Raw genomic sequence first — 21359 nt, 5'->3', positions numbered from 1 at the left:
CTTCTCCTTCGTCGTCGTTTCGATCGGTCGTGCCGGACGGTCGTGCCGGACGTCTTGTGGCTGCTGCTCAGAAGCCGAGCCGCAGGGTCGCGAGCGACGGGAAGACGGCGTAGACCACCGTCACGGGAAGGATGAGGAAGACGACGGGGACCATCATCACGACCTCTTTCCTCCCGCCCGCCTCCATGAGCGCGCGGCGTCCCGACTCGCGCACGTCCTGCGCCTGCGCCCGCAGCACGTCGGCGAGCGGGGTCCCCCGTTCGACGGCCACCGCGACCCCCTCCGCGAATCGGGTGAGGCTCGGCAGCCCGGTGCGGTCGGCGAGCTGCTCGAGCGCCCGGGCGAGCGGGGTCCCGGCACGCACGGTCGCGAGGGTCGTGCGCAGCTCGCCGGAGAGCTCGCCGTGCGCGGTGGTCGCGACGCGCTCGAGCGCGGCGACCGGCCCCTCGCCCGCGTTCACCGCGAGCGCAAGCAGCTCGGCGACCGTGGGGAACTCGGCGAGCATGCGCTCCTCCCGACGTCGCACGGCGCGGGTCAGCGCGTGGTCGCACGCGAGCACCCCGCCGACGCCGCACAGCAGCACGAGGATCACCAGGGCGGCGACGGACGACCCCCGCGTCGCCGCGAGCAGCACGGCGAGCGCCGTCCCGCCGCCGAGCCCGACGACGCCCCACACGAGCTGCCGTGCGCGGAACTGCTCGACGCTGCGTCCGCGGCCGGCACGGTCGAGGCGGCGCCGGACGTCGGACGCCGTCGAGCCGAACCGTTCCAGCGCACGGCCGGCGTCGGCGAGCAGCGGCGCGAGGAGTCGTTCGAGGGTCGGGAAGGGCGATCGCACGGGGTGGTCGCGCAGCAGGACGGACGTGCGGTCGTGGGTGCGCAGGTAGGGCGCGAGCCGCTCGTCGAGGCGGATCGACCGCCCCCGGAGCCCGGCGACCACGAGGAGGACACCGAGCCCGCCGAGCGCGCCGAGCGCGGCACCGGTCCAGGACACGTCGACGGCGCTCATCGCAGCACCCGCTCTTCCTCGGGCAGCCGCCCGATCCGCAGCATGAGCTGGTACGCCGCCGCGGAGCAGGCCGCGCCGGCGGCCAGGACGACCGCCCCCGTCATCGAGTTGTACGCGGCCGCCGTCTCCGGGCGCGTCGCGAGGAAGCCGAGCACGACCCACGGGCCGGCGACCGCGAGCCGTGCCCCGTTCACGGTCCACGACTGGCGGGCCTCGAGCTCACCGCGCGTGCGGGCGTCCTCGCGCAGGAAGGTCGACAGGGTGCGCAGGAGGCGCCCCAGGTCGGTGCCGCCGACGTCCCGCGTGATCCGGAGCGCCTCGACGATGCGGTCGGCGACCGGGTCCGCGAGCCGGTCCTTGAGCAGGTCGAGGCACTCCCCGAACCGGCCGGACGCGCGGTGGTCCCGCGCGAACTGGGTGAAAGGCTCGCGCAGCTCGACCGGACCGCGCTCGCCGAGCTGGCCGACGGCCTCGGGCAGCGACAGCCCCGCGCGCACGCCCGAGGACAGGTGGTCCAGCACCTCGGGCCAGACCTCCCGCAGCCGTGCACGCCGCCGCCGGGCGCGGGACCGCACGAGGAGGGAGGGCGCACCCGCGGCGATCACGGCGAAGCAGGCCGCGATGGTCCACGAGCGCGCGAGGACCGTCCCGACCACGAGGACGACGAGCCCGACGCCGACGCTCGCGACCACCAGGGCACCGGGCGTCACCGCCGGTGCACCGGCCTGGACGAGCAGGTCCTGCGTACGCGCCGCCCACCCGTCGGCACGGCGCACGCGCGGCGGCCCGGGCGCCCAGAACGACCACCAGACGCAGAACAGCCCCGCGCCGAGGAGGAGGCCCACCGCCACGCCCACGGTCAGCCCACCCTCGTCGGCGCGGCGCCGTCGAGCACGTCGGCACTGGCCGGGCCCGGCCGCAGGACCGCTGCCAGGTCGATGCCCGCGTGTGCGAAGCGCTCGGCACGCGGCGGGAAGCCCCCGCCCGCACCAGCCGGTCGCCCGAACGCACGAAGATCTCCGCGGCCTCCACGACGCCCTGCTCGACGCGCCCCGTCACACCGAGGATCTCGCGCACGCCGCGGCGCCCGTCGGCGTCGACGCCCAGGTGCACGACGAGGTCGATCGCGGACGCGACCGTCGGCACCACGAAGCGGTCCGAGACGTTCTCGCCCGCGAGCAGGGGCAGCGTGCACATCTTGGTGATCGCCTCCCGGGCGGAGTTCGCGTGGATCGTGCACATCCCCGGAACTCCGGCGTTCAGCGCGACGAGCAGGTCGAGGCTCTCCGCCTCGCGGACCTCGCCGATGACGATGCGGTCCGGGCGCATGCGCAGCGCCTCCTTCACCAGGCGCCGCAGGGGGATCTCCCCCGTGCCCTCGAGGCTCGGCTGCCGGCACTGAAGCGACACGACGTCGCGCACGGCGAAGCGCAGCAAGCGCCACACTGGCAGACACACAAGAGGCCCGCCCGGTGCTGGAACACCGAACGGGCCAGGCCGTCACCTGTAGGGAGGATCAGGCCATGCCGAACTCTACCGATCCCCGGTGCTCGTGTGGAGCGCCCGCGGACGGGACGCTCATCCTCAGTTCGCCGGCGCTCGGTCTCGTGATCGAGCCGTCGTGCATGTCGTGCGGCACTGACGCTCTCGGCACTGCCCGGTGCGACGTGCGGTGGACGCCCGGGATCACGCCCGTCGTGACGACGCGCCTGACGTACCCGGAGCGAGTCCAGTGAGCGCGGCGAACAGTCAGGATCCTGACTGTTCGCTACCGATCGCCACACCTAGTACGGGATCCCGTACTAGCCCCATCCCGATGACGTCCGCAGAACGGACGTCACCGATGACCTCAGCAGTACTGAGCCCGTCTGAGAGGAGCATCATCATGCCTGACAGGACGAACACCATTCCGAAGCCTCCCGCCGAGTGCACCGTTGGCTGGTGTGCGGAAGGCGAGAGCTGCACCTGGGAGCCGGACGGCCCGCATGGCTGGACACGTCACCACGAGGCGCGGATCGACGACGTCGTCTCAATCTTCACCGTCGAGTACCGCTATGGCAGGGAGGACGACGGGCTGCAGGACATCCGCGTCGACGTCCTCGACGACGACCTGACCACCCTCGCGGAAATCCGCACGCTGTCGGACGCGCTCGAGGTGGCCGCCGGGATCGTCAGCGGCCACAGAGGCGAGCGATGAGCGTCGTCTGGAACTTTGTGGCGACCAAGCCATCGCTTTCAACGCAGGAGGCCTACGCTCTCGCCGCTCGCACCGGGCTCCGCATGGTCGATCACGACGTCCCCTGCCGCTCGTTCGGCGACAAGTTCGGAGAGGGAGAGTTTCGCGTGATCGGGTCGATGACCTGGAACGTCGCGAGGCAGCGGCTCTCGCTCTTCCTACGGAGCGACGCGACTCGGGATGAGCTCGTGACAGCGATCGCCTACGCCGCCAACTACCGGCTGCGCATGGCAGACACACCAGACCTCGCGCATCGTGCCTGGCGCTTCCGCCCGAACATGGCAGCGGGCCAGCCGTATTACTCCGCACGGATCTGTCGTCCGCTCGCCGACTACGGCGAGGACCTGCAGCTCATCGCACGCATCCCAGATGTCGTCCCTACGGAGCTCTCGTCAGGAGTTCCGTCCGTCTGACGGATCGATCTCGACCTCTGAGCCTCGCCAAGGGTGTGCACACTCTGCACCCCCTTGGCGGGCCTGAGCGGTCGATGGGGTGAGCACTACTCACCCCACAGGGGTACGCCGAACGCGCGTACCCCTGACGGGTACCCGCTGAGCGGGCACCCCTTCTGCTCGACGCAACGGCGCTCCTGCCCCTCAGCCGTGAACCGATGGGGTCCGGTGGCACAGTCCGCGGAACCGGCCGCGGCACCCTCGCCTCGTAGTGCACGACGTCGCCAGGGTCCACGCGAAGCTCGCTCCCGACACCGGGGCGGGCTACTGGTCGTGGCCGGTTCCGAGTCCGGGCGTTGGATCGGGGGTTGCTTGGGGAGGGGTTCCGCTCCGGGGAGAGAACCGCCCGCAGGGGCGCCCGACGTCGGCGAGGTCACCCGTCCTCATCCCTCGTCAACTCCTGCACGGCGTGAATGAACGCGATGGACGCGTTGTCTCGACGTTGCGAGAACTCCCGTGCCTTCTCGAACTCGAACCGCGCCGAAGCGTCGCGCAGGTCGGTAGCAAGGTCCACGACCGAAGGCGCGACGATCCGGAATGTCATCAGCGCGAGACGCGAGCGGCGCTCCGGCTCCCGGCGCTCTTCTAGCGCGGCGAGACGCTCGTCGTGGTGATGCTGACGGACGTCGTTGGGCGTGTGCTCGTTCTCGCGCACCATCCCGAGTGTCGCCATGTCTAGACGCGAGGCGGCGGCCCACATCGCGTCGACGTCGCTGAGGAACTCGGCCGTCAGATCCAATAGCTCCCTGCGCCGCCGCTCACGCCGTTCAGCTCGTCGGCCAGAACGTGCGACGAGCCAGTTCAAAAGGACGCCGAGCGCGACACCGAGCAAGGCGAAGAGGCCTTCGGTCATGGCGCGAGACTAGCCGTCGAGAAGTCCCTCTACTCGCTGGCCGTAGCAACCTCCTGCCACCGAAGCTCCGGCGCGTGTCCCTGACCGGACAGCGCCGGGGACCTCTGATACGGTGCAGTTGCCGGTCGCGCCTCGGCGCCGCCCGCAACCGCCGACAACCCCCCTCGAGGGGGTTGTTGTGCTTCTGCCCTCAGGGTGTCCACACGCCGCAGTTGTACGCCACGCCCTGGGCGCGCACGTTCTGCGCGATGCGTTGCGCGACGGCCTCGGCGCGTGCATCATTCTCGCTCGGCACCTCCAGACGTCGCCGATAGAAGTACGCGAAGTGGTCCGCCGCCTGCAGCATCCGGGAGTGATGACTGGGCGCGAAGTGCAACGTGTCGAGAATGTGGTTGAAGTTCGTCCGCCAGTAGTCACCCGGGGTTCCGGTCACCCGGTGCAGTGCGAGGTTTGCTCTGTGGCTCTCACGGTCGTCCCGTTCGTCTGCGATCACAAGTGCGTGGGACCGGTTTGCCGAGGCGAACGCGTCGATCCGTTGCAGGAGGTGCTTGAAGGACTCCTGCTCGACGGTGAAGTTCACGGGGTAGTGCTCTCGCGCTTGACGGCGCTTGAGAGCGGGGCCGTCGACGCCACGAGCGCAGAGTCTCACGCCGCTCTTGGCGATCCGTTCGATCACCTGCTCGCTGATCCAGGCACGCACGCCCGGCGGAACGTTCTTCCAGGGACCCTTGCCGCCGCAGATTTCCTTCGAGTGCAGCTCCGTTCGCCAGGAGACTCGGTGATCGGTCCACACTTGCCACATCAGGTCGTCGAGGCTCTCCGTCAGAGCTGCTGACTGTTCCGCGGTCGCGATGACGGCTCCGAACACGTAGACGCCACGGCGCGTCTCCGATTCGTCGATGTAGGCGAGATACACGATATGGATCGTGCCATGTTCGGCCTAGCGCCGCGGGATCGTTCGGAACACGTCCTCGACGCGGAGCCAGACGATGAGTTCGTGCTGGTTGTATGGCGGCGTGAGCGCCTTGATGACGACCATGACGTGAGTGTCGGTCCAGCGGATCGCGCGCGCCGGCAGGAGCTCCTCGTGCGTCTCCCAGAGCAGGCGCACGATCACGGGCAAGTCGCCAGACGGCCGGACAGGTGAGCGCGGCGGGTGCTCGTAGTTCAGGGGCTTCCGCGCCGACCAGGGGCGGTCCTCGAGCTGGTCCGGACGCGGAGCTGACGCAGCGATGCCGGGCCGGTCGTCGCGCTTGCGACGGATCAGCCGCCGTCCCTCGTCCTGCTCGCCCACGGCACGAGGGTACGCCGCGTTCGAACACCTGTACGAACCGCTACGCTGGCTTGATGGCACGAAGGTCGTGGACTCCGCTGGTGACGGTCGACATCGAGGGGTTCCCGGCGACGTTCGCGACCGCGCGCGAGCGTGACTGGAAGACGGCGGTCTCCGCGGTGCTCGCTGCCTGGCGGGCCGAGCACCCTGAGCACGAGCCGGCCGCGCACCGCTACAGCGTTGAGCTCGAGTTCCGCCTCGGGCCCGCCCGACACCGCGGCGAGGTGTGGGACATCGACAACCTCGCCAAGCCGACGCTCGACGCGATGGCGGCCGTGCTCGGTCAGCGGGACTGGGCCGGGCGTCCGCAGCCTGCCGACGATCGCGTCGACCGGCTCCTCGCGACGAAGCGCCAGCCCCTCACCGGCGAGCAGCCCGGGGTGAGGATCACCGTGGAGACGTCGCCGGCATAGCCCCACGTCGGCACGTGCGGCAGCGACGCCGGCCGTCGTACACGATCGTGTTCTCCTCGTCGTAGGGGTGCCCGTTCGGGCAGTGCGTCTTCGCCCGCTGGTGGTCCGCGCCATCGCGCCGCTCGGTCGAGCCGTGCCGGTCCCACCGGTTGTAGTGCATGACGCACAGGCCGCGACCCTTGAGCGTCCGGTCGCAGCCGTCGACCGTGCAGACGGTGGGACGTGCGGCGCGCGCCTCAGCGGTCGCGGTGAAGTGCGCGCGCACCCGGGCTGCGAGGTCGTCGTCGATTAACCACGGACCTGTCTCGCCGCCCCGGTCGACCTCGTCGCGCAGCCACTGCCGAACGGCCGACGCGGAGACGCCGAGCTCGGCGGCGAGGGCTTTGGGAGTCCACAAGGGCACGCTCGAGATGGTAGCGACGACTCAGTCGTCGATGTCGTCCAGCGTGAACGCTGGGATGCCATCAAGCGTCGACGGCGTCGTCTCCTCAAGCGCACCACCAGAGTGTCGGACCCACCACACCCCTGCATCGTCGACAAACACCAGACGGTAGGGCCAGTTTCGCGTGTTGTGCCAGAGGAGGATCGCGTCGTGCTCGCCTGATCCCGATACGCCCCAGTTCGCGGTCACACGCTCGACGGCCTCACCGCCCGACTTGAGGGTAGAGACGAGCGCGGCCTTCTGGACTGGGAGATCTGAGACGTTGCTGAGCACCGCGTAGTGATGGACGAAGTGCCTGGCCATAAGACCGCTGCCACCATCGCTCTCCCACTTGAAGGAGACGCTGACTCGTTGCGCCTGTTCCTTGCGCGCCCGCTCGGCTTCGTGGGCTCGGAGAGCCTTCGCCTCGGCCTGCGCGGCGATCCGTTCCCGTCGCTCGATCAGGTAGAGCATGAGCGGAACGCCCGCACCGATGATGGCGCCTACGCCGCCGACCCACTCGCCGACAGTTCCCCACTGGATCACGGGCAGGACTGTCTCATGTGCCTCTGACAGGGCCCGTACGGCTACTTGACCGCCGTGAAGATCATCGAGAACTCCGAGCCGGCACCGGACTCCTCTTCAAAGTGCCAGCCGTCCCACTCCTCGCCGTCCGTGAGCTGATCACTGGACCCCGGGTAGCCAGTCTCCTCAACGAGGCAGTCGGACGCCATGATCACAGCGAATGAGACACCGAGCCCCGATACGCTTTCGGAGTCGATCTCTTCGCCGGCCAGCATTGCGTCGGTCTCGTCCTCCGTGCCGGCGAACGCTCTGGCGTTCTCGCCAGCAACGGAGATCACCACCTGGTTCCCGTCCTGCTCAAGAACCTGGATCTTCGCGTCCGGGTCGGCACAGGCCTCGTATGCCGCAGCCGCGGCATCCTCTCCCGCCGATGAGCCGCAACCCGCTAGGACAAGAGCGAGTGCCGCAGCGGACGCGAGTGCCAGGGTGCGCTTCATGGCGCGATCGTCCCGCAGCCCGATCAGGAAGCGCCACTTTCGCCCGGGTGAAGTCGCACATCTATCGATCACTTCACCCGCGCCCCCTCCTGACTGTCATCCGCTCGAGCCCTAGCCTCGCCTCAAGCCCCCTGGGGGATCGTTCGCGGCAAAGGAGCCGACGATGGCGAAGGTGTACCCGTACTACTCGACGAACCCGTCCGACCCGGACGTCCACCACGACCACGACGACTGCCCGCCGGGGAGCCAAATCCCGGCGCACAACCGTGCGTCGGGTACCGGTGGGTACCCGCGGTGTCAGAAGTGTGTGGGCATGGACTGACGCAATTGAGCGCACGCCGACGGCTGCGGTGCCGACAGGCGACACCGCAGCCGTTGTCGTCAGGCGTTGAAGATATCCCGCACAGTCCGCGGCCACGTCGGGAGCTCTCCCGCGTCCGACCTTTCGCGCAGCAGCCTGACGGCCGGAGCCGCCTTGCTTCCACCGTCGACGAGTTGTCTCACGAGTTCGCGAGGTGCACCTGCGTCGATGAGGGCTTCGACGTCTCTGGCCCACGCCTCGGCCTGGTCCGCACCACGCTCGAGCTTGGCAAGCCAGGCCTCCAGCGAGAAGGACATCAGCGGGCCGCCCTTCGCGCCTGAGACGTCCGGATCGCCGACGCCGCTTGCGACCGTGCGACTGTCGACATCTCAGCCAGCAGGTACTCGCCCGTGAAGGGGTTCTGCACGTAGATCAGAGGCTGCACGGGCTGCTGCGTGGAGGCCGCGGAGGCCGGAGCGTTCAGCACCGGCATCGGGACGCCACCGCCCGCGTAGCCGGACAGCACTTCACGAGGGACCCGGCGAGAGTTGATCGCCGACATGATCCGGTCGCCGTAATAGTCCGACGCCTCCTCGGTGTGGATCCACTCGCGAGACCGGACCAGCAGCGGCCTGCCCCGCTCGGTGACCGCGAGCACGTTGTCCCGCGTCGGATCCGCAGGCGGCGTACCAGGCACGCGCCCACCAGAAGGAGAACCGCCACCCGCGAACCCCGCGATCGCGCCGATCTTGCCGCCGGTGTAGCCGCCGTTCAGGCCCGCGATCACACGCTGAGCCGACCCGATCGCCGCATCCACACCAACCGTGATGCGCGTGTACGACAGCGACGCGATCGCAGCCTGCGCAGGGTTGGTGTTCGCGAACACGTTCACGCTCGTCGAGCGCTTCGTGTTCACGAACGCGTTGGCAGTCCCACGCGCAGACCGGTCGTCCGCCCGCAGGTTGAACGGGTCCGGCTGCTGCGCCTCGATCCACGACTGCAGAGCCGACGTCTGGCCCTCAGCTGGCTTCTTGTTGATGTGCGCAGCCCACGGGCTCAGGTCGGCACCCGTCTGGGTGTAGAAGCCCGCGAACTCAAGAACGTTGGTCGTGGCGGGCGACGCGTCGACCTCGAGCAGGTACTTCTCCGCGAGCTGCGCCTGCAACTCCTCCAGGGACTGCGTGGGGCCGGCGAATGCAGCCTCAGCACGCACCATGTCCGCCTCGGTCCCGCTCGCGAGCGCACTAACCGCCTGGGCCGCCGCCGGACCTTCCTCGATGAGCGCTTGCAGAAGTTGCCGAGACGCACCGCGCGCCGCGATTGCAGCGATGTTGTCTGACCATGCCGAGACGGCCGCCGCGTTCTCCTCCAACTTGGTCAGCCACCCGTCGAGCGAGAACTCCGCGTCGCCCAAGTCGTCGGAGAAGTCCAGGGGGCTGCTGCATGATTCCGTGACAGTTGGTTAGGCAGCTTGGTCGGCGGCCTGGCTCATGATGATCTCGAACTCGATCGGGGTCAATCGTGCGAGTCTGGCCTGGCGTCGGCGACGGTGGTAGGTCCGTTCGATCCAGGTCACGATCGCGATCCGCAGCTCCTCTCGGGTGGTCCATCTCTGCCGGTCCAGGACGTTGCGCTGAAGCAGGCTGAAGAAGCTCTCCATGGCGGCGTTGTCACCGGCTGATCCGACCTGGCCCATGGATCCGCGCATCTGGTGGCGCCAGAGGGAGTGCTGCAGCTTTCGGCTTCGAAACTGGCCGCCGCGGTCCGAGTGCAGGGTGCAGTCGGCCACGCGCACCCCGCGGCGCGAGACCGCCGATTCCAGGGCGTCGACGGCCAGCTGGGACGTCATGCGGTCGGCGATGGAGTACCCCACGATCCGGTTCGACCACACGTCCTTGACCGCACACAGGTAGACCTTGCCTTCGCCGGTGGGATGCTCGGTGATGTCCGTCAACCACAGCCGGTTCGGGCCAGGAGCGGTGAATTCGCGACGCACCAGGTCATCGTGCGCGGGCGCGCCGGGCCGCCCATTCTTCCCGCGGCGCTTCTTGCCGAACACGCACCACCACTGGTTCGCCGAGCAGATCTTCCACACCGTGCGCTCACTGACCTTGTGCCCGGCCGCGTTCACCTCGTCGAACAGCAGCCGGTAGCCGAACTCGGGGTCCTCACGGTGGGCATCGAAGACCGCGTTCGCGAGATACGCCTCCTCGAGCTCGCCGCCGGTGACCGGCTGGGCGAGCCAGGCGTAGTAGTGCTGGCGGTGGAGCTTGAGCACCCGGCACGCCACCGCGACCGGCACCCTGATCGGGGCACCGGCCGCGGCGAGCTCTCTCACGAGCGGGTAGAGCCTTTTCCCGGCAGCTGAGCCTGGGACAGGTACGCCGCCGCCCGCCGCAGGACCTCGTTCTCCTGCTCCAGCAACCGAATCCGACGTCGAGCCTCACGCAACTCCCGTGCGTGCTCCGAGGCGACGCCGAGCTTCACGCCGTCCTCGACATCGGCGGCACGCAACCACTTCGTGATCGTCATCTCATGGACCCCGAAGTCCTGGGCGATCTGTGCCAGCGTCACACCGGGACCACGGTTCCGGGCGACCCGCACGACGTCCTCACGAAACTCACGGGGATAGGGCCTGGGCACAGCAACATCCTTCCAGCCTGCTCGGCGAGCAAGCGATCTGAGATGTCACAGATCCGTGCAGCAGCCCCCAGGAACGCGCTGCCAGCGTTGCTCGTGGAGTCCACCAGGGCCGCGAACGCATCGGCGTTCGCCTTCGCTGCCGGATCCATGGACGCCATCTGCTCCGCGAGGCGCTGCTGCCAACCGGCGAGGGTCGAGGTCGACGCGGCGGTCTTCTCCGTCTCGGCCGTGACGCCAACGAGGGCGTCAGTCGTCTGGGGGAGAAGCGTCGCCAGATCTTCCGCCGAGTAGCCAGCCTCGCGGAACATGTCCATGAGCGCCTGGACCGTGTCAGCATCGCCGGCGTCTGCCATCGCCGAGAGAGCGGCATCGACCCCAGAGACGCGCTCTTCCAGCTTCTCCATGTAGCCCGTGACGCCTGGGATCCCGTCAAAGAACCCTGAGATCCGGTCCGTTACAGACGGGTTGAGCATCTGGTCGAACGCTTCGGTTAGGGAGCCGGCTTCGACACGAGCCATGCCGAGGAACGTGCCCGTGTTGCTGAGGGCGACGTCCAACCCGGACAGTCCCTTCCCGGCATCCACTGTCTCCCGGATGGCCTTCTGCAGGCTGTTGTTCCCCACAGCTTGCTCGCCGCGCGTGAACGCATCCACGAGCGCGCCAGTCGACGCCGCCACCGCGTAAATCGCGGTCGCGACACCAGCGGCCTTGCCCAGCCCCGAAAGAACGTCCCGTGCGCGACTACCAGCGGGCGCGAACTTTTGGAAGCCCTCCACCGTGTCGGCGACACGCGGGACCAGGAGCAGAAGACCGCCAGCCGCGAGGGCAGAGACGCCAGCGATCCCCGACATGGCGGTGATCGCACCCTTCACCGGCTCGGGCAGCTTCGAGAAGTTCCGCATCGCATCGGCGACGCCGTTGAGGAAGTCGACCAGAGCGCCGCCACCCTGAGGATCGACGAGCGGGGTCGCGAGCTCAGCCGCGAAGTCGCGCCAGGCAGCCTTCACGCGGTCGGTCGCGCCGGCGAACGTGTTCTTGACGTTGTCGGCCGCGCCTGCGAACTTCTGCGACATCCCCGCGGCGAGCGCGTCGAGCGCCTCCTCGGCGCCGAGCGACCCGTTTGTGATCGACTCACGGATCTGCGCGCCGGTGTAGCCCATCTGCTCGCCGATCAGCGTCGCGGCGTCGACACCACGGCCACCGAACTCGTTCAGGTCCTCAGCCGTGATCTTCGCTGACGACTGGATCTTCGACATCGTCGCGACGATCTCCGCGATGTCCTGGTTCGAACCGCCCGCCGCAGCCACCGCGTTCTGCACTGCGTCGAGGTACGGGATGACCTTCTGCGTCTCGATGCCGAACGCCAGCATCTGCTGCTGCGCCTGGATGAACGTCGCCTTCGAGAACGGAGACGTCTTCGCGAACGCGTCGAGCTTGTCCATCTGCTCGTTCGCCGCGCGCGCCGAACCTAGGAGCGACGTCAGCGCTGCACGCGACGTCTGCTGCAGGGTGTTGTACTCGATGCCCGTCTTGAGTGCGGCAACACCGAACGCCGTCACCGCACCACCAGCCGCAACCAGCGTCGTACCGACCGTCGACCACGCCTCACGGTTCTGCTGCGCCGACTGCATCATGCGCGACAGGGCACCGTCAGCCTTCTTCGACGTGCCCTCAGCAGACGTGCCGACCTTCTCGGTGGCCTTCGCCGCGTCGTCCATCGACCGCTTGTACTGGTCGACCTCGGCACGGAGCTTCACGCTGATAGACCGGTCAGCCATCGCTGGCCCCCCTCTTGTAAGGGTTCACGTTCAGATCGTCGTGGCGTCGAACCGCCGTTCCACGACTCGAAGCGACCGCGGCTGCTCTTCGACCTCGACCATCGAACGCACCTCGGCGTCCAGATCCCGCACCCGCTTCGACAGCGCCACGAGGGCGTACGGCGGCGTCTCCGGAGCGTCCATCACGGTGGCCAGGCGATACCTCAGGGAGCGCAGCAGATCGAGCCGAGAGCCCGACTCGGCTGCTTCGGTGATGTCCACGGTTCCTCCCTGAGACCCCGTTTTTTCGCGGAGAGAGATCGGCGCTATGCCCCGGCGGTCGCCTTCGCACCCCCTGGTGGGGGACCTCCCCCTGGCCGGTCGTTGTGGGCGCGTTCATCGGATCGTCGGGGGCTTGAGCGCGCTGAGCTGCACCGTCCACTGAAGGCGGTTGACGCCCCGTCGCTGGGCATTCCAGATGTCCTCGACGATCGAGTCCAGCGCTGGCCGCGTCTCGACGAACTCGTGCAGTGGCTTGTCGTATCGAAGCTCCATCGCCCGTTGGGCGGCAGCCCGGGCGAGCACCTCGTCCCCGTTGCGTGTTGCCCGGCGGACGAGGTCGACGAGTCCGTCGCTCGACTCTTCCTTCGCCGCCCGGTCCTGCGCGTCACGCATCGAGATGGCCAGCGAGGCCGGATCTCCGGCGAGTCCAGCAATACCGAAGGCGCGCGCCACGTCCGCCCGGTCGTCGTACCCGACCCGGGAGGCGAGGGACGTGAGCTCCTGGTCCAGGGCCTGCCGGCGCCCCTGGTACACCTCCTCCATGCGCCGACGTCGGGCGTCGGGGGTGTAGTCGGTGTCGCTCTTGATGCGGTCGTAGGAAGCCTTGGCGGCGCGGCCTGCCCGCTCGATGAGCTCGCGCGCTTCCTGCCCCTTGCCTGCCCTGACGATCGCGGTGATCGCGTCGAGGGTTTCCATCTGTCCTCCTTCACGCCGCCCGTGCGGCCCGGTAGTGCTCGAAGTTCGGGCGGCTGATCCGGTACCGGCCGGCGACCTGTTCGGCGTCGAGTCGTCCCTCGCGGATCGCGAGTCGGACGGCCCGGTCAGTGATGCCCAGCAGTTCGGCGGCTTGTCCTGTGCTCAACCACTGACTCGACTCTCGTGGCACTTCCGGTTCGGGCTCGACCTCGCTTCCGGTGGCGGAAGTCCGCCACGCCAAGCCCGCCATCCGGAGTGCAAAGAGAACCGCGTCGACTTCGGGATCCGTGCCCCGCGCTTTCGCCCGAACGGAGGACAGGCCTGCTCGCACCTCGAGCCAGGCGGCTACTCTCGCCGGGACCATGACGGCGGGGCCTTGAGTGCCGACGAGGTAGCCCTTGACCGCGTTACCGTCCATCCGAGCCCCCAGCCCGCGCGAGGCGCACCGCACCACACTCGGAGCAACGGCAGATGTGCCACCCACGCAGCGGCGAGGGCTCGCTGGTCCAGCCTGGGATGCGGCAGCCGTACCGGTGGCGGGTGCCGTGCTGGTCGACGGTCTCGGGTCGGTTCGTCGTCATGCTCATGAGGCCGTCTCCTCGCTGAAGTCGGTGCAGTGGCACTGCCCGTCGGTGGGGTTCCACGCGCGGCAGTTGTCGTCGGGGATCCATGAGCGGCCGTGGATGCGGAGCACGTGGCCGCAGGTACATGGGCTGTTCGGGGTGACGGTGTCGGTCTCGTTATCGGTCCTGTCGGACTTCCCATTTCCCCGCCTACAGGCGGGGGGAATGGTGGGAAGTTCCCGGACGGGCTGGGGCTGAGTGGGAACGTGGGAAGTTCTCATGCCGCCGCCTTCTGGTACGCGGGCCGCTGCTCAGTCCCGATGTTGACGATCTCGCCGCATCGCACCAGGTCAGACACGACGCGGTAGACCGTGGACTTGGGCACTCCGGACGTGTCGACGAGCTGCTGACGGGTGAACGCCACGCCCTCGTAGTGGGAAGAGATGTGGGAAAGGAGGCCCTCCGCGGCTTGGGAAATTCCCACGGGTGCTCGACGCTCCACGATGCCCGATCCCGTGCCCTCGACGGACGAGAACCGCAGCTCGAGGACGTCGTCGAGCGGGCCATCCTTGCGCTTCGTCCGCTTCAACGTCATGGCCTCTGCGGACCCCTCGGTCGCGTACACGGTGTCGACGCCGGCCTCGAGTGCGGACGAGCCGCGGACTGTGGACCGGTCCTTGCCCGTGTGGTGGGCCGCGAGGACGGTGCCGGTCCTGGTCGAGTCCTGGATGCGGTAGAGCGCCTGGACGGCTGCGGACATGTCCTTGGCGCTGTTCTCGTCGGCGCCGGCGATCGCCTTGCTCAGCGTGTCGACGATCACGAGGTCGTACTCGTCGAGCTCCACGACGCCGCAGAGTTCGAGGAGGTCCGTCGGGTTGAGTAGGGCAACGGGAGACGGGAGCAGGGAGAACATGTCCGCCGGGATCTTGGTGCGCCAGCCGGTCTGCCAGGCACGCAGCCGCTTGTTGATGCCGTGCGCGCCCTCTCCAGCGATGTACAGCACCCGCCGCTGTTCGACCTTGCGAGACTGCCACGGCTTGCCGGTCGCGACGCATGCAGCCCAGTCGAGCAGGACGAACGACTTGAGCGTCTGGGGTGCGCCAGCGAGTACGCCCACGGTGCCGAGGTCGAGGGTGTCAGCAATGAGCGGTGTCGGGTCCGGGAGGTGATCGAGATCGGCGACCGACAGGATCCTGTCGCGCAGGGGTGAGTTCATCCGAGCACCCCCCGCGCTTGCAGGATGCGACGCTGGTGCTCGGCTCGGCGTTCCTCGCCGCGGCGTCGGCACAGCTCCTCAAACGGAACTGTCTCCGCGACCATCCGTGCGACGCGAGCCGCGGTCTCGTGGGACTCGCGGTTCTCCTGCTCGACTTGGCGACGGCCGAGCTCGATGCCGGCTTCGACGCCGCTCTGGTAGAGCGCGAGTTCGGACGGGGTCAGCACCACGCCGTCCAGGACCGCGACCGAGTGGGAGGCCGTCGCTAGAATGGGTGCAGACCCGCCGCCACGCAGGTTCTCGGGAGCCGCCTCTGCCAGGCGGCTTTCGTTTGCGCTCACGCGGCCGACCCCCCACCGACGGAGGGGCGAAGCAGCGCCGCGATGCGGTCTCGCTGCTCGACCGTCAGCTGCGGGGCCTCTGCGACGACCCGAGCGACGTAGTCCTCTAGCTTGGCGGCCTTGAGGTCTCGCCGAGCGGCAACAACGTCAGGGTCGTCTGGCTGACGAGAGCGGGAGAGGGCGGCAACACGGCCGCGGTGATGCAGTGCCTGAGACACTTCGACCTCCGAGCATGGCTGTCAAGCCTCTGCTGGGAGGTCGTCTGTCAGGGCCCGATACGGTGCCCGACGCAAGAGACGTTAGCAGCATCAACGCGTAGCACGCCGGTCGACACGCCGCGCCAGCGTCTCAAGAGAGATCTCGCGAACGCCTGCCCGCCAAAAGATCGACATCACCGTCTGAACACTCTCGGAGCGGAAGGTGCGAGCAAGCGAGCAATGCCCGCACCGCAACTGGATCCGCGCCCGAAGCTCCGAGTCGCCCCGTGCCATCTCTGCCGATGCTCGCTTGAATTGCTCACTCTCGATTCCGTGCTGCTCGAGCGCGCGCATCGCGCGCGCCGTTGTGGCCTTCTTGTCGAAGGGGGCGTCATCGAGAATGCTCTGCGTCGGGGTGACGCCGGACTGGCGGCCGAGCGGAATCAAGTAGCCGTCACCTGTCGCGTAGTCGCGACGCCACCCCCAGTGGATCTCGTCACGCTCCTCGAGTACCGCGTCACTCACATGGAAGGATCCGAGCAACCAGGGCTGGGGCGTATGCGGGCAGTAGACACCCACGGTGGGCCAATCCAAGTCGGTGGATACGAGCGGGCTCGCGTACTGCTCCCACGGCGACCCGCGCAAGGCGGGCACGACGTAGTCCCAGGTACCGCTCATGCGGTCCTCCACTCAAACCGGATGCTCTCTGGCCGGAACCTCTTCGCACCCTGCGGCACGGGGTCGAGCACGATGCGGGAGAAGAGAACCTTCACGATCGCGCGCTGCTGCATGATGTCGATCCCCGCCCATGCCGCTGCGACATCTTCGGCGCCGATCACGCTGGCGAGGGCGTTCCCCTGACCGGCCGCCGCGAGCTCCTGCTCGACGGACTCGAGCCGCGCCTCGACGTCGCGCGTGATGGTGGCGAGCTGCGTTGCGCGGATCTGCCCGGACGCGAACAACGCCGCGGCCTCGTCGAGCTGCACGCGCAGAACCTGCGCCTGGGCCCTCAGCGCGTCGATGTCCTGCTCCGGGTCCGGATGGATGAGGTCGATCGCGTCAGGGCGTGAGAGGCGCGCCTGGACGATCTGCTCGACGTACGACTCGATGGGCGCAGCCTCGCGCGCAAGGTTCCCCTTCTCGCGGCACTTGTAGGTCCGCTTCCCGCGGCTCGTGCGCGCGGTCGAGACCTTCGTCCCGTCGTCGCACCGTCCGCATTCGGCGATGTTCGTGAGGAGGAACTTGATGGAACGGTCCTTGACGGTGGAGCGGCTCGGGTCGTCGAAGACGTGCATCGCTGCTCGGTACGTCTCCTCGTCGACGATCGGCTCCCACTCCCCCGCGCCGATGGTCTCGCCGCGGTGGGCGCGCAGCCCCGCGTTCCGCGGGTTCTGCAGCACGCGCCGCACGTTGGTGGAGTCCCAAGTATTGCCCTTGGAGGTGGTGATGCCGCTCGTGTTCCAGTCGCGAGCCACGGATCGCAGGGAGCCACCCGCGAGGACGGTCTGGTAGCCGCTGCGGACGAGGTCGGCCTCGGCGGTACGGACGGTCATACCGCCGTCGTCGAAGCCGAACGGGCGCGGCCCGATGGCAGGCTTGCCCGCCTGCGCGCGCTGGTCGTTGGCGCGACGCTGCCTGTCACCTTTGGTCTCGATCTCGGCGCGGGCGACGGATGCGAGGACGTCAGCGACGAGCCTGCCGGACGGGGTGGTCATGTCGATGTCGGATCCACGGACGAGAGCGACGACGGCCTTGGCGTCCTGGCAGGTTTCGATGAGCCGGACGGTGTCACGTCGGTTGCGGGTCAGGCGGTCGAGCGCCCAGGCGATGACGCCGTCTGCGGTGCCGGTGCGGACGTCCTCGAGCACCTGCTCGAACCCGGGCCGCTTTTTCGAGCCGGCCGCGGAGGTGTCGTTGTCGGACCTCTCCGCGACGATGGTCCAACCGCGGCGGGCCGCGAGCTCCCGGGCGTCCTCGAGTTGGCGTGACACTGCCAGGCCTTCTCCGGACCGATCGAGGGACGCTCGGGTGTAGACAACGGCTCGCATGTGTGTAGTCTACTGACTACCGCCAGCTCGAACACCTCCTCGCACGTGACGACGCGCTGCGCGGGCGGGACCGACCCGGCGAGGGCGTTGAGCATCGTCGTCTTGCCCGCCTGCGTGGCTCCCGCGACGAGGATGTTCAGCCCGGCCCGCACGGACGCGTCGAGGAACGCGGCGGCCTGGGGCGGGAGTGCGCCGAGCCGGACCAGGTCGTCCAGGTGCGACGCCCGGACGACGTGCTTGCGGATGTTCACCGCCCACTCGCTGCGCGTGACGTCGGGGATGACGACGTGCAGCCGCTCCCCGCCCGGGAGGCACGCGTCGACGAACGGGCTCGACAGGTCGAGCCGCCGCCCGGACGACCGCAGCATCTGCTCCACGAGGTCGCGCACCTGCTGCGCCGTGAGGATCGTCGTCGTCAGCTCCGACGAGCCGCCGCGCGCCACGAACACCTGGGAGGGCGCGTTGATCCAGATCTCCTCGATCTCGGGGTCGTCGAGGTACGGCTGGAGCGGCCCGAGCCCGGCGACGGCGTCGACGACCGCGCGGCCGGCGGCGGCCGGGTCGGCGAGCGGCGCGACGACCCCGAGCGCGCTGCGCGTCTCGTAGTCCGCGACGACGTCGCGCACGAGCTGGTCGACGGCCGCGCGGTCGCGCGCGGGGTCCACCCCGCGCCGTCGGACGAGCTCGCGCACCTCGCCCTCGAGCACGCCGACGGCGTGCGTGTCCGTAGACATGTCGAGCATTCCCCCTGCTCCGTCGGCCGGCTGCCCCGCCGGTCGTCAACGATCTGCGCCAGAGAGTAGGGCATGGACGCGCCCCCGTGAACCGCCCCTGTGGACAAGGTCGCGGGCGCCCCGGAATCCCGCGCCGTCGAGGGGGGACCTCCCTCCCGGCGTCCCACATCGTGGTCGTCGCGACGGCTAGGGTCGGGCCATGACGGACCTCCCGCCCGGCCGCTGGCAGGCCGCCGCGCGCGCCACGGGCCTCCTGGGCGCCGACGGCGCGGTCGCGGCGACGATCTTCGCCGAGATGACGGCGCTCGCGCAGCGCACCGGGGCGATCAACCTCGGGCAGGGCTTCCCGGACGTCGACGGCCCGGCCGCGGTGAAGCACGCCGCGGTGCGCGCGATCGAGGACGGCCACAACCAGTACCCGCCGGGCCCGGGCATCCTCGAGCTGCGCAACGCCGTCGCGAGCCACCAGCTCCGCCACTACGGCCTCGACCCGGACCCGGAGACCGAGGTGCTCGTGACGACGGGCGCCACCGAGGCGCTCGCGGCGACGATCCTCGCGCTCGCCGGGCCGGGCGACGACGTCGTGACGCTGGAGCCGTTCTACGACTCCCACGCCGCGTGCATCGCGCTCGCCGGCGCGCGGCACGTCACGGTCCCCCTGCTCCCCGGCCCCGACCGCTTCCGGCTCGACGTGGACGCGCTGCGCGCCGCCGTCACCGACCGGACGCGCCTGATCGTCGTGAACTCGCCGCACAACCCGACGGGCACGGTCCTCGACCTCGACGAGCTCGACGCGATCGCCGCCGTCGCGCGCCGGCACGACGTCGTGGTCGTCACGGACGAGGTGTACGAGCACCTGACGTTCGACGACGCCCGGCACGTGCCGATCGCGACGCTGCCGGGGATGCGGCAGCGGACGATCACGATCTCCTCGGCGGGCAAGACGTTCTCGTTCACGGGGTGGAAGGTGGGGTGGCTGCACGGCCCCGAGCCGCTCGTGACGGCGGTCCGCACGGTGAAGCAGTTCCTCACCTACACGTCGGGCGCGCCGTTCCAGCCCGCGATCGCCGACGCGCTCGCGGACGACGAGACCCCGCGCGCGCTCGCCGACTCGCTCGCCGCGCGCCGGAACCTGCTGTGCGAGGGCTTGGTCCGCGCGGGCTTCGACGTCGTCGTGCCACAGGGCACGTACTTCGTCATCGCCGACGGCGCCGCGCTCGGATTCGAGGACGGCACCGCGCTGTGCCGCGAGCTGCCCGCCCTCGCGGGCGTCGTGGCCGTCCCCGTGAGCGCGTTCTGCACCCCGGGGTCGACGACGGCGCGCGCGCTCGCATCGCGCGTCCGGTTCACGTTCGTCAAGCGCGAGGACGTCCTGCACGAGGCCGTGCGACGCCTGGCCGCGCTCGGCGCGTCGCGGCCCTGAGCGAGGTCAGGCGCACACGCCGTCGCGTGGCGCTTCCGTCGCGCCAGCTCCCGGGTCGGTCCCGGCACCGGGGTCCGTCGCGCCCGTGCCGGGGTCGACGGCTCCGGTCCCGGGGTCGGTGGTGCCCGGGTCCGTCCCCGCTCCGGGGTCGGTCGCGCCGTCCGCGGGGGCCGTGGCGTCGTCGCGCGGGTCCGTGACGGGCTCGTGGCCGGGCGGGGGCGTGTCGTCGATCAGCCGCTGCCAGATCGCGTCGGCCTCCGCCGTCCACTCGACGCGGTTGCGGTCGCTCGCCGCGTCCACGACGGGGACCTGGGTGAAGACGACCTCGGAGGGCTTGATGGCCCGCAGGCTGAACGCGAGCCCGGCGAGCGCCGTCGGGTCCGCGATCGTCGGGTCCGCGCTGATGGAGCCGAGCACGGCCTCGATGACCCCGTAGAGCTGGGGCGAGTTGGTGATGATGTTCTGCGAGAGCAGCTCGCGCACCGCCGAGTCGATGAACGCCTGCTGCCGGGCGATGCGCGTGAGGTCGGAGCCCATCTCAAGGCCCATCCCCGTGCCGTGACGCGCACGCAGGAAGCCGATCGCCTCGTGGCCGTCGAGCGTGTGCTCGCCGGCGGGCAGGTCGAGGGTGCCGTACCGGGGATTCTCCTTGATCGGCTCCGGGAAGCACATCGTCACGCCGTCGATCGCGTCGACCACGCCGATGACCCCGGTCATCTTGACCACGACGTGGTTGGTGACGGGCACGCCCGTGAGGCTGTAGACCGACGAGATCGTGCAGCCGGCGGCCGCCTCCATGTCGTCGACGCCGCCCGACCCGATCTGGAACGCCTCGTTGAACATGGTGTTGCGCCGCGGCGAGGACATCGACCCGTCGGGCAGCTTGCACGCGGGCAGGTCGACGAGCGAGTCGCGCGGGATCGACACGACCTCCATGCGCGTGCGGTCGCCGGACACGTGCACGATGAACGTGGTGTCGGACCGCATGCCCTCCTCCTCGCCCGCGAGCGCGGCGTTCTCGGCGTCGCGGTAGTCCGTGCCCATGACGAGGATGTTGAGCGCCTTGCCCGCGAACGGGTCGGAGGGGTCCTTGGGCGGCGCCTCGGTCGGCATGCCGACCACGTACTCGGACACGTCGCTCACGGTGATCTTCGACTTGAGGTCGAGGTACACGGCTCCCGCGCCGACGGCGACGAAGACGAGCGCGCCGGTGAGGACGAGCCCGATCGCCCTCGCGACGCGGTGCGAACGCAGCGCGCGGGCGTGGTGCGGGCCCCCTGTGGGCTTGTCCGTCCCGCCCTCCCGAGAACGCGTCTCCTGCGTCGCGCGGGACCTCGCGCGTGCGGGCGGCGAGGCGGGGGCGGTCTTCGGCACGGTCCGAGAGTAGAGGGTCGCGCGCGGAAACGTGCGCCGGACCGG

Annotated in this window: 23 protein-coding genes and 2 pseudogenes; 4 read left to right on the top strand and 21 right to left on the bottom strand. The window is 69.5% G+C overall.

Features of this window, described 5'->3' with window-relative positions; translation table 11 throughout:
• Positions 1-67 precede the first annotated feature (67 nt).
• The 3 genes and pseudogenes from HKK73_RS06815 to HKK73_RS06805 form a co-directional block, all read right to left on the bottom strand.
• Positions 68-1009 (bottom strand): type II secretion system F family protein, encoded by a 942-nt coding sequence (locus tag HKK73_RS06815; protein WP_043651332.1) that lies wholly within the window; start codon positions 1007-1009, stop codon positions 68-70.
• Positions 1006-1866: a type II secretion system F family protein gene (locus tag HKK73_RS06810; RefSeq protein ID WP_043651331.1), complete on the bottom strand. Its 861-nt coding sequence runs from the start codon at positions 1864-1866 to the stop codon at positions 1006-1008. Before HKK73_RS06810 ends, HKK73_RS06815 begins: the two co-directional genes overlap by 4 nt.
• A gap of 2 nt (positions 1867-1868) precedes the next feature.
• Positions 1869-2443 (bottom strand): annotated as a pseudogene (locus tag HKK73_RS06805) (ATPase, T2SS/T4P/T4SS family); the annotation flags it as partial.
• Between the two features lie 451 nt (positions 2444-2894).
• On the opposite strand from HKK73_RS06805, the gene HKK73_RS06800 reads away from it, so the two are divergent.
• Complete coding sequence (locus tag HKK73_RS06800; RefSeq protein ID WP_171467696.1) at positions 2895-3206, top strand: hypothetical protein; 312 nt, start codon at positions 2895-2897, stop codon at positions 3204-3206.
• Entirely contained in the window at positions 3203-3658 is a 456-nt protein-coding gene (locus tag HKK73_RS06795; protein WP_171467695.1) for a hypothetical protein, read from the top strand. The genes HKK73_RS06800 and HKK73_RS06795 overlap by 4 nt, the downstream gene beginning before the upstream one ends.
• A gap of 412 nt (positions 3659-4070) precedes the next feature.
• Here HKK73_RS06795 and HKK73_RS06790 read toward each other — a convergent pair whose 3' ends face one another.
• The 3 genes from HKK73_RS06790 to HKK73_RS06780 form a co-directional block, all read right to left on the bottom strand.
• Positions 4071-4550, bottom strand: a complete 480-nt coding sequence (locus tag HKK73_RS06790) for a hypothetical protein (protein WP_171467694.1) — start codon at positions 4548-4550, stop codon at positions 4071-4073.
• Positions 4551-4740: 190 nt separating this feature from the next.
• Positions 4741-5466 carry a DUF3800 domain-containing protein gene (locus HKK73_RS06785; RefSeq protein WP_171467693.1) on the bottom strand — a complete coding sequence of 242 codons (726 nt, stop codon included), beginning with the start codon at positions 5464-5466 and terminating at the stop codon, positions 4741-4743.
• A 24-nt stretch (positions 5467-5490) separates the two neighbouring features.
• Positions 5491-5844 carry a hypothetical protein gene (locus tag HKK73_RS06780; RefSeq protein ID WP_253705828.1) on the bottom strand — a complete coding sequence of 118 codons (354 nt, stop codon included), beginning with the start codon at positions 5842-5844 and terminating at the stop codon, positions 5491-5493.
• A gap of 53 nt (positions 5845-5897) precedes the next feature.
• On the opposite strand from HKK73_RS06780, the gene HKK73_RS06775 reads away from it, so the two are divergent.
• On the top strand, positions 5898-6296 hold the full coding sequence (locus HKK73_RS06775) for a RusA family crossover junction endodeoxyribonuclease (protein ID WP_171467692.1): 399 nt from the start codon (positions 5898-5900) through the stop codon (positions 6294-6296).
• Here the strand turns inward: HKK73_RS06775 and HKK73_RS06770 are convergent.
• The 14 genes and pseudogenes from HKK73_RS06770 to HKK73_RS19415 all read right to left on the bottom strand — a co-directional run.
• The gene (locus HKK73_RS06770; protein ID WP_171467691.1) at positions 6271-6699 is read right to left on the bottom strand and encodes a hypothetical protein; all 429 of its coding nucleotides are present in this window, start codon (positions 6697-6699) and stop codon (positions 6271-6273) included. The two genes, HKK73_RS06775 and HKK73_RS06770, sit on opposite strands and share 26 nt — an antisense overlap.
• A 21-nt stretch (positions 6700-6720) precedes the next feature.
• A complete protein-coding gene (locus HKK73_RS06765) occupies positions 6721-7263 on the bottom strand; it encodes a hypothetical protein (protein WP_171467690.1) in 543 nt (180 codons plus the stop codon).
• A 41-nt stretch (positions 7264-7304) separates the two neighbouring features.
• Positions 7305-7739 (bottom strand): hypothetical protein, encoded by a 435-nt coding sequence (locus tag HKK73_RS06760; RefSeq protein ID WP_171467689.1) that lies wholly within the window; start codon positions 7737-7739, stop codon positions 7305-7307.
• A 617-nt stretch (positions 7740-8356) separates the two neighbouring features.
• On the bottom strand, positions 8357-9454 hold the full coding sequence (locus HKK73_RS06755; RefSeq protein ID WP_171467688.1) for a hypothetical protein: 1098 nt from the start codon (positions 9452-9454) through the stop codon (positions 8357-8359).
• A gap of 48 nt (positions 9455-9502) precedes the next feature.
• Positions 9503-10683 (bottom strand): IS3 family transposase gene (locus HKK73_RS06750; RefSeq protein ID WP_253705691.1). Its coding sequence is split into 2 segments (ribosomal slippage): positions 9503-10396 and positions 10399-10683, totalling 1179 coding nucleotides; the frame shifts between segments, so codons are not numbered across the junction.
• Positions 10611-12440, bottom strand: coding sequence for a tape measure protein (locus tag HKK73_RS06745; RefSeq protein ID WP_171467687.1), 1830 nt, complete (start codon positions 12438-12440; stop codon positions 10611-10613). Before HKK73_RS06745 ends, HKK73_RS06750 begins: the two co-directional genes overlap by 73 nt.
• 51 nt (positions 12441-12491) lie before the next feature.
• Positions 12492-12722 (bottom strand): hypothetical protein, encoded by a 231-nt coding sequence (locus HKK73_RS06740; protein WP_171467686.1) that lies wholly within the window; start codon positions 12720-12722, stop codon positions 12492-12494.
• A 114-nt stretch (positions 12723-12836) separates the two neighbouring features.
• A complete protein-coding gene (locus HKK73_RS06735) occupies positions 12837-13418 on the bottom strand; it encodes a hypothetical protein (protein ID WP_171467685.1) in 582 nt (193 codons plus the stop codon).
• A gap of 10 nt (positions 13419-13428) precedes the next feature.
• The gene (locus HKK73_RS06730; RefSeq protein WP_171467684.1) at positions 13429-13836 is read right to left on the bottom strand and encodes a helix-turn-helix domain-containing protein; all 408 of its coding nucleotides are present in this window, start codon (positions 13834-13836) and stop codon (positions 13429-13431) included.
• Positions 13837-14258: 422 nt separating this feature from the next.
• Positions 14259-15197, bottom strand: coding sequence for an AAA family ATPase (locus HKK73_RS06725; RefSeq protein WP_171467683.1), 939 nt, complete (start codon positions 15195-15197; stop codon positions 14259-14261).
• Positions 15194-15538 (bottom strand): hypothetical protein, encoded by a 345-nt coding sequence (locus HKK73_RS06720; protein ID WP_171467682.1) that lies wholly within the window; start codon positions 15536-15538, stop codon positions 15194-15196. Before HKK73_RS06720 ends, HKK73_RS06725 begins: the two co-directional genes overlap by 4 nt.
• A gap of 308 nt (positions 15539-15846) precedes the next feature.
• A complete protein-coding gene (locus tag HKK73_RS06715) occupies positions 15847-16413 on the bottom strand; it encodes a hypothetical protein (RefSeq protein ID WP_171467681.1) in 567 nt (188 codons plus the stop codon).
• Entirely contained in the window at positions 16410-17783 is a 1374-nt protein-coding gene (locus HKK73_RS19420) for a recombinase family protein (RefSeq protein WP_171467680.1), read from the bottom strand. Before HKK73_RS19420 ends, HKK73_RS06715 begins: the two co-directional genes overlap by 4 nt.
• A gap of 8 nt (positions 17784-17791) precedes the next feature.
• A pseudogene (locus HKK73_RS19415) lies at positions 17792-18517 on the bottom strand (CpaF family protein); the annotation flags it as partial.
• 199 nt (positions 18518-18716) lie between these two features.
• On the opposite strand from HKK73_RS19415, the gene HKK73_RS06705 reads away from it, so the two are divergent.
• Entirely contained in the window at positions 18717-19940 is a 1224-nt protein-coding gene (locus HKK73_RS06705) for a pyridoxal phosphate-dependent aminotransferase (protein ID WP_114553392.1), read from the top strand.
• Between the two features lie 6 nt (positions 19941-19946).
• On the opposite strand, the gene HKK73_RS06700 is transcribed toward HKK73_RS06705, so the two are convergent.
• Positions 19947-21314: an LCP family protein gene (locus HKK73_RS06700; RefSeq protein ID WP_253705826.1), complete on the bottom strand. Its 1368-nt coding sequence runs from the start codon at positions 21312-21314 to the stop codon at positions 19947-19949.
• Positions 21315-21359: the final 45 nt, after the last annotated feature.

It is taken from the genome of Cellulosimicrobium sp. 72-3 (assembly GCF_013127315.1).
GTDB classification, from domain to species: domain Bacteria; phylum Actinomycetota; class Actinomycetes; order Actinomycetales; family Cellulomonadaceae; genus Cellulosimicrobium; species Cellulosimicrobium funkei.
This window is presented reverse-complemented; position numbering and strand designations above follow the sequence as displayed.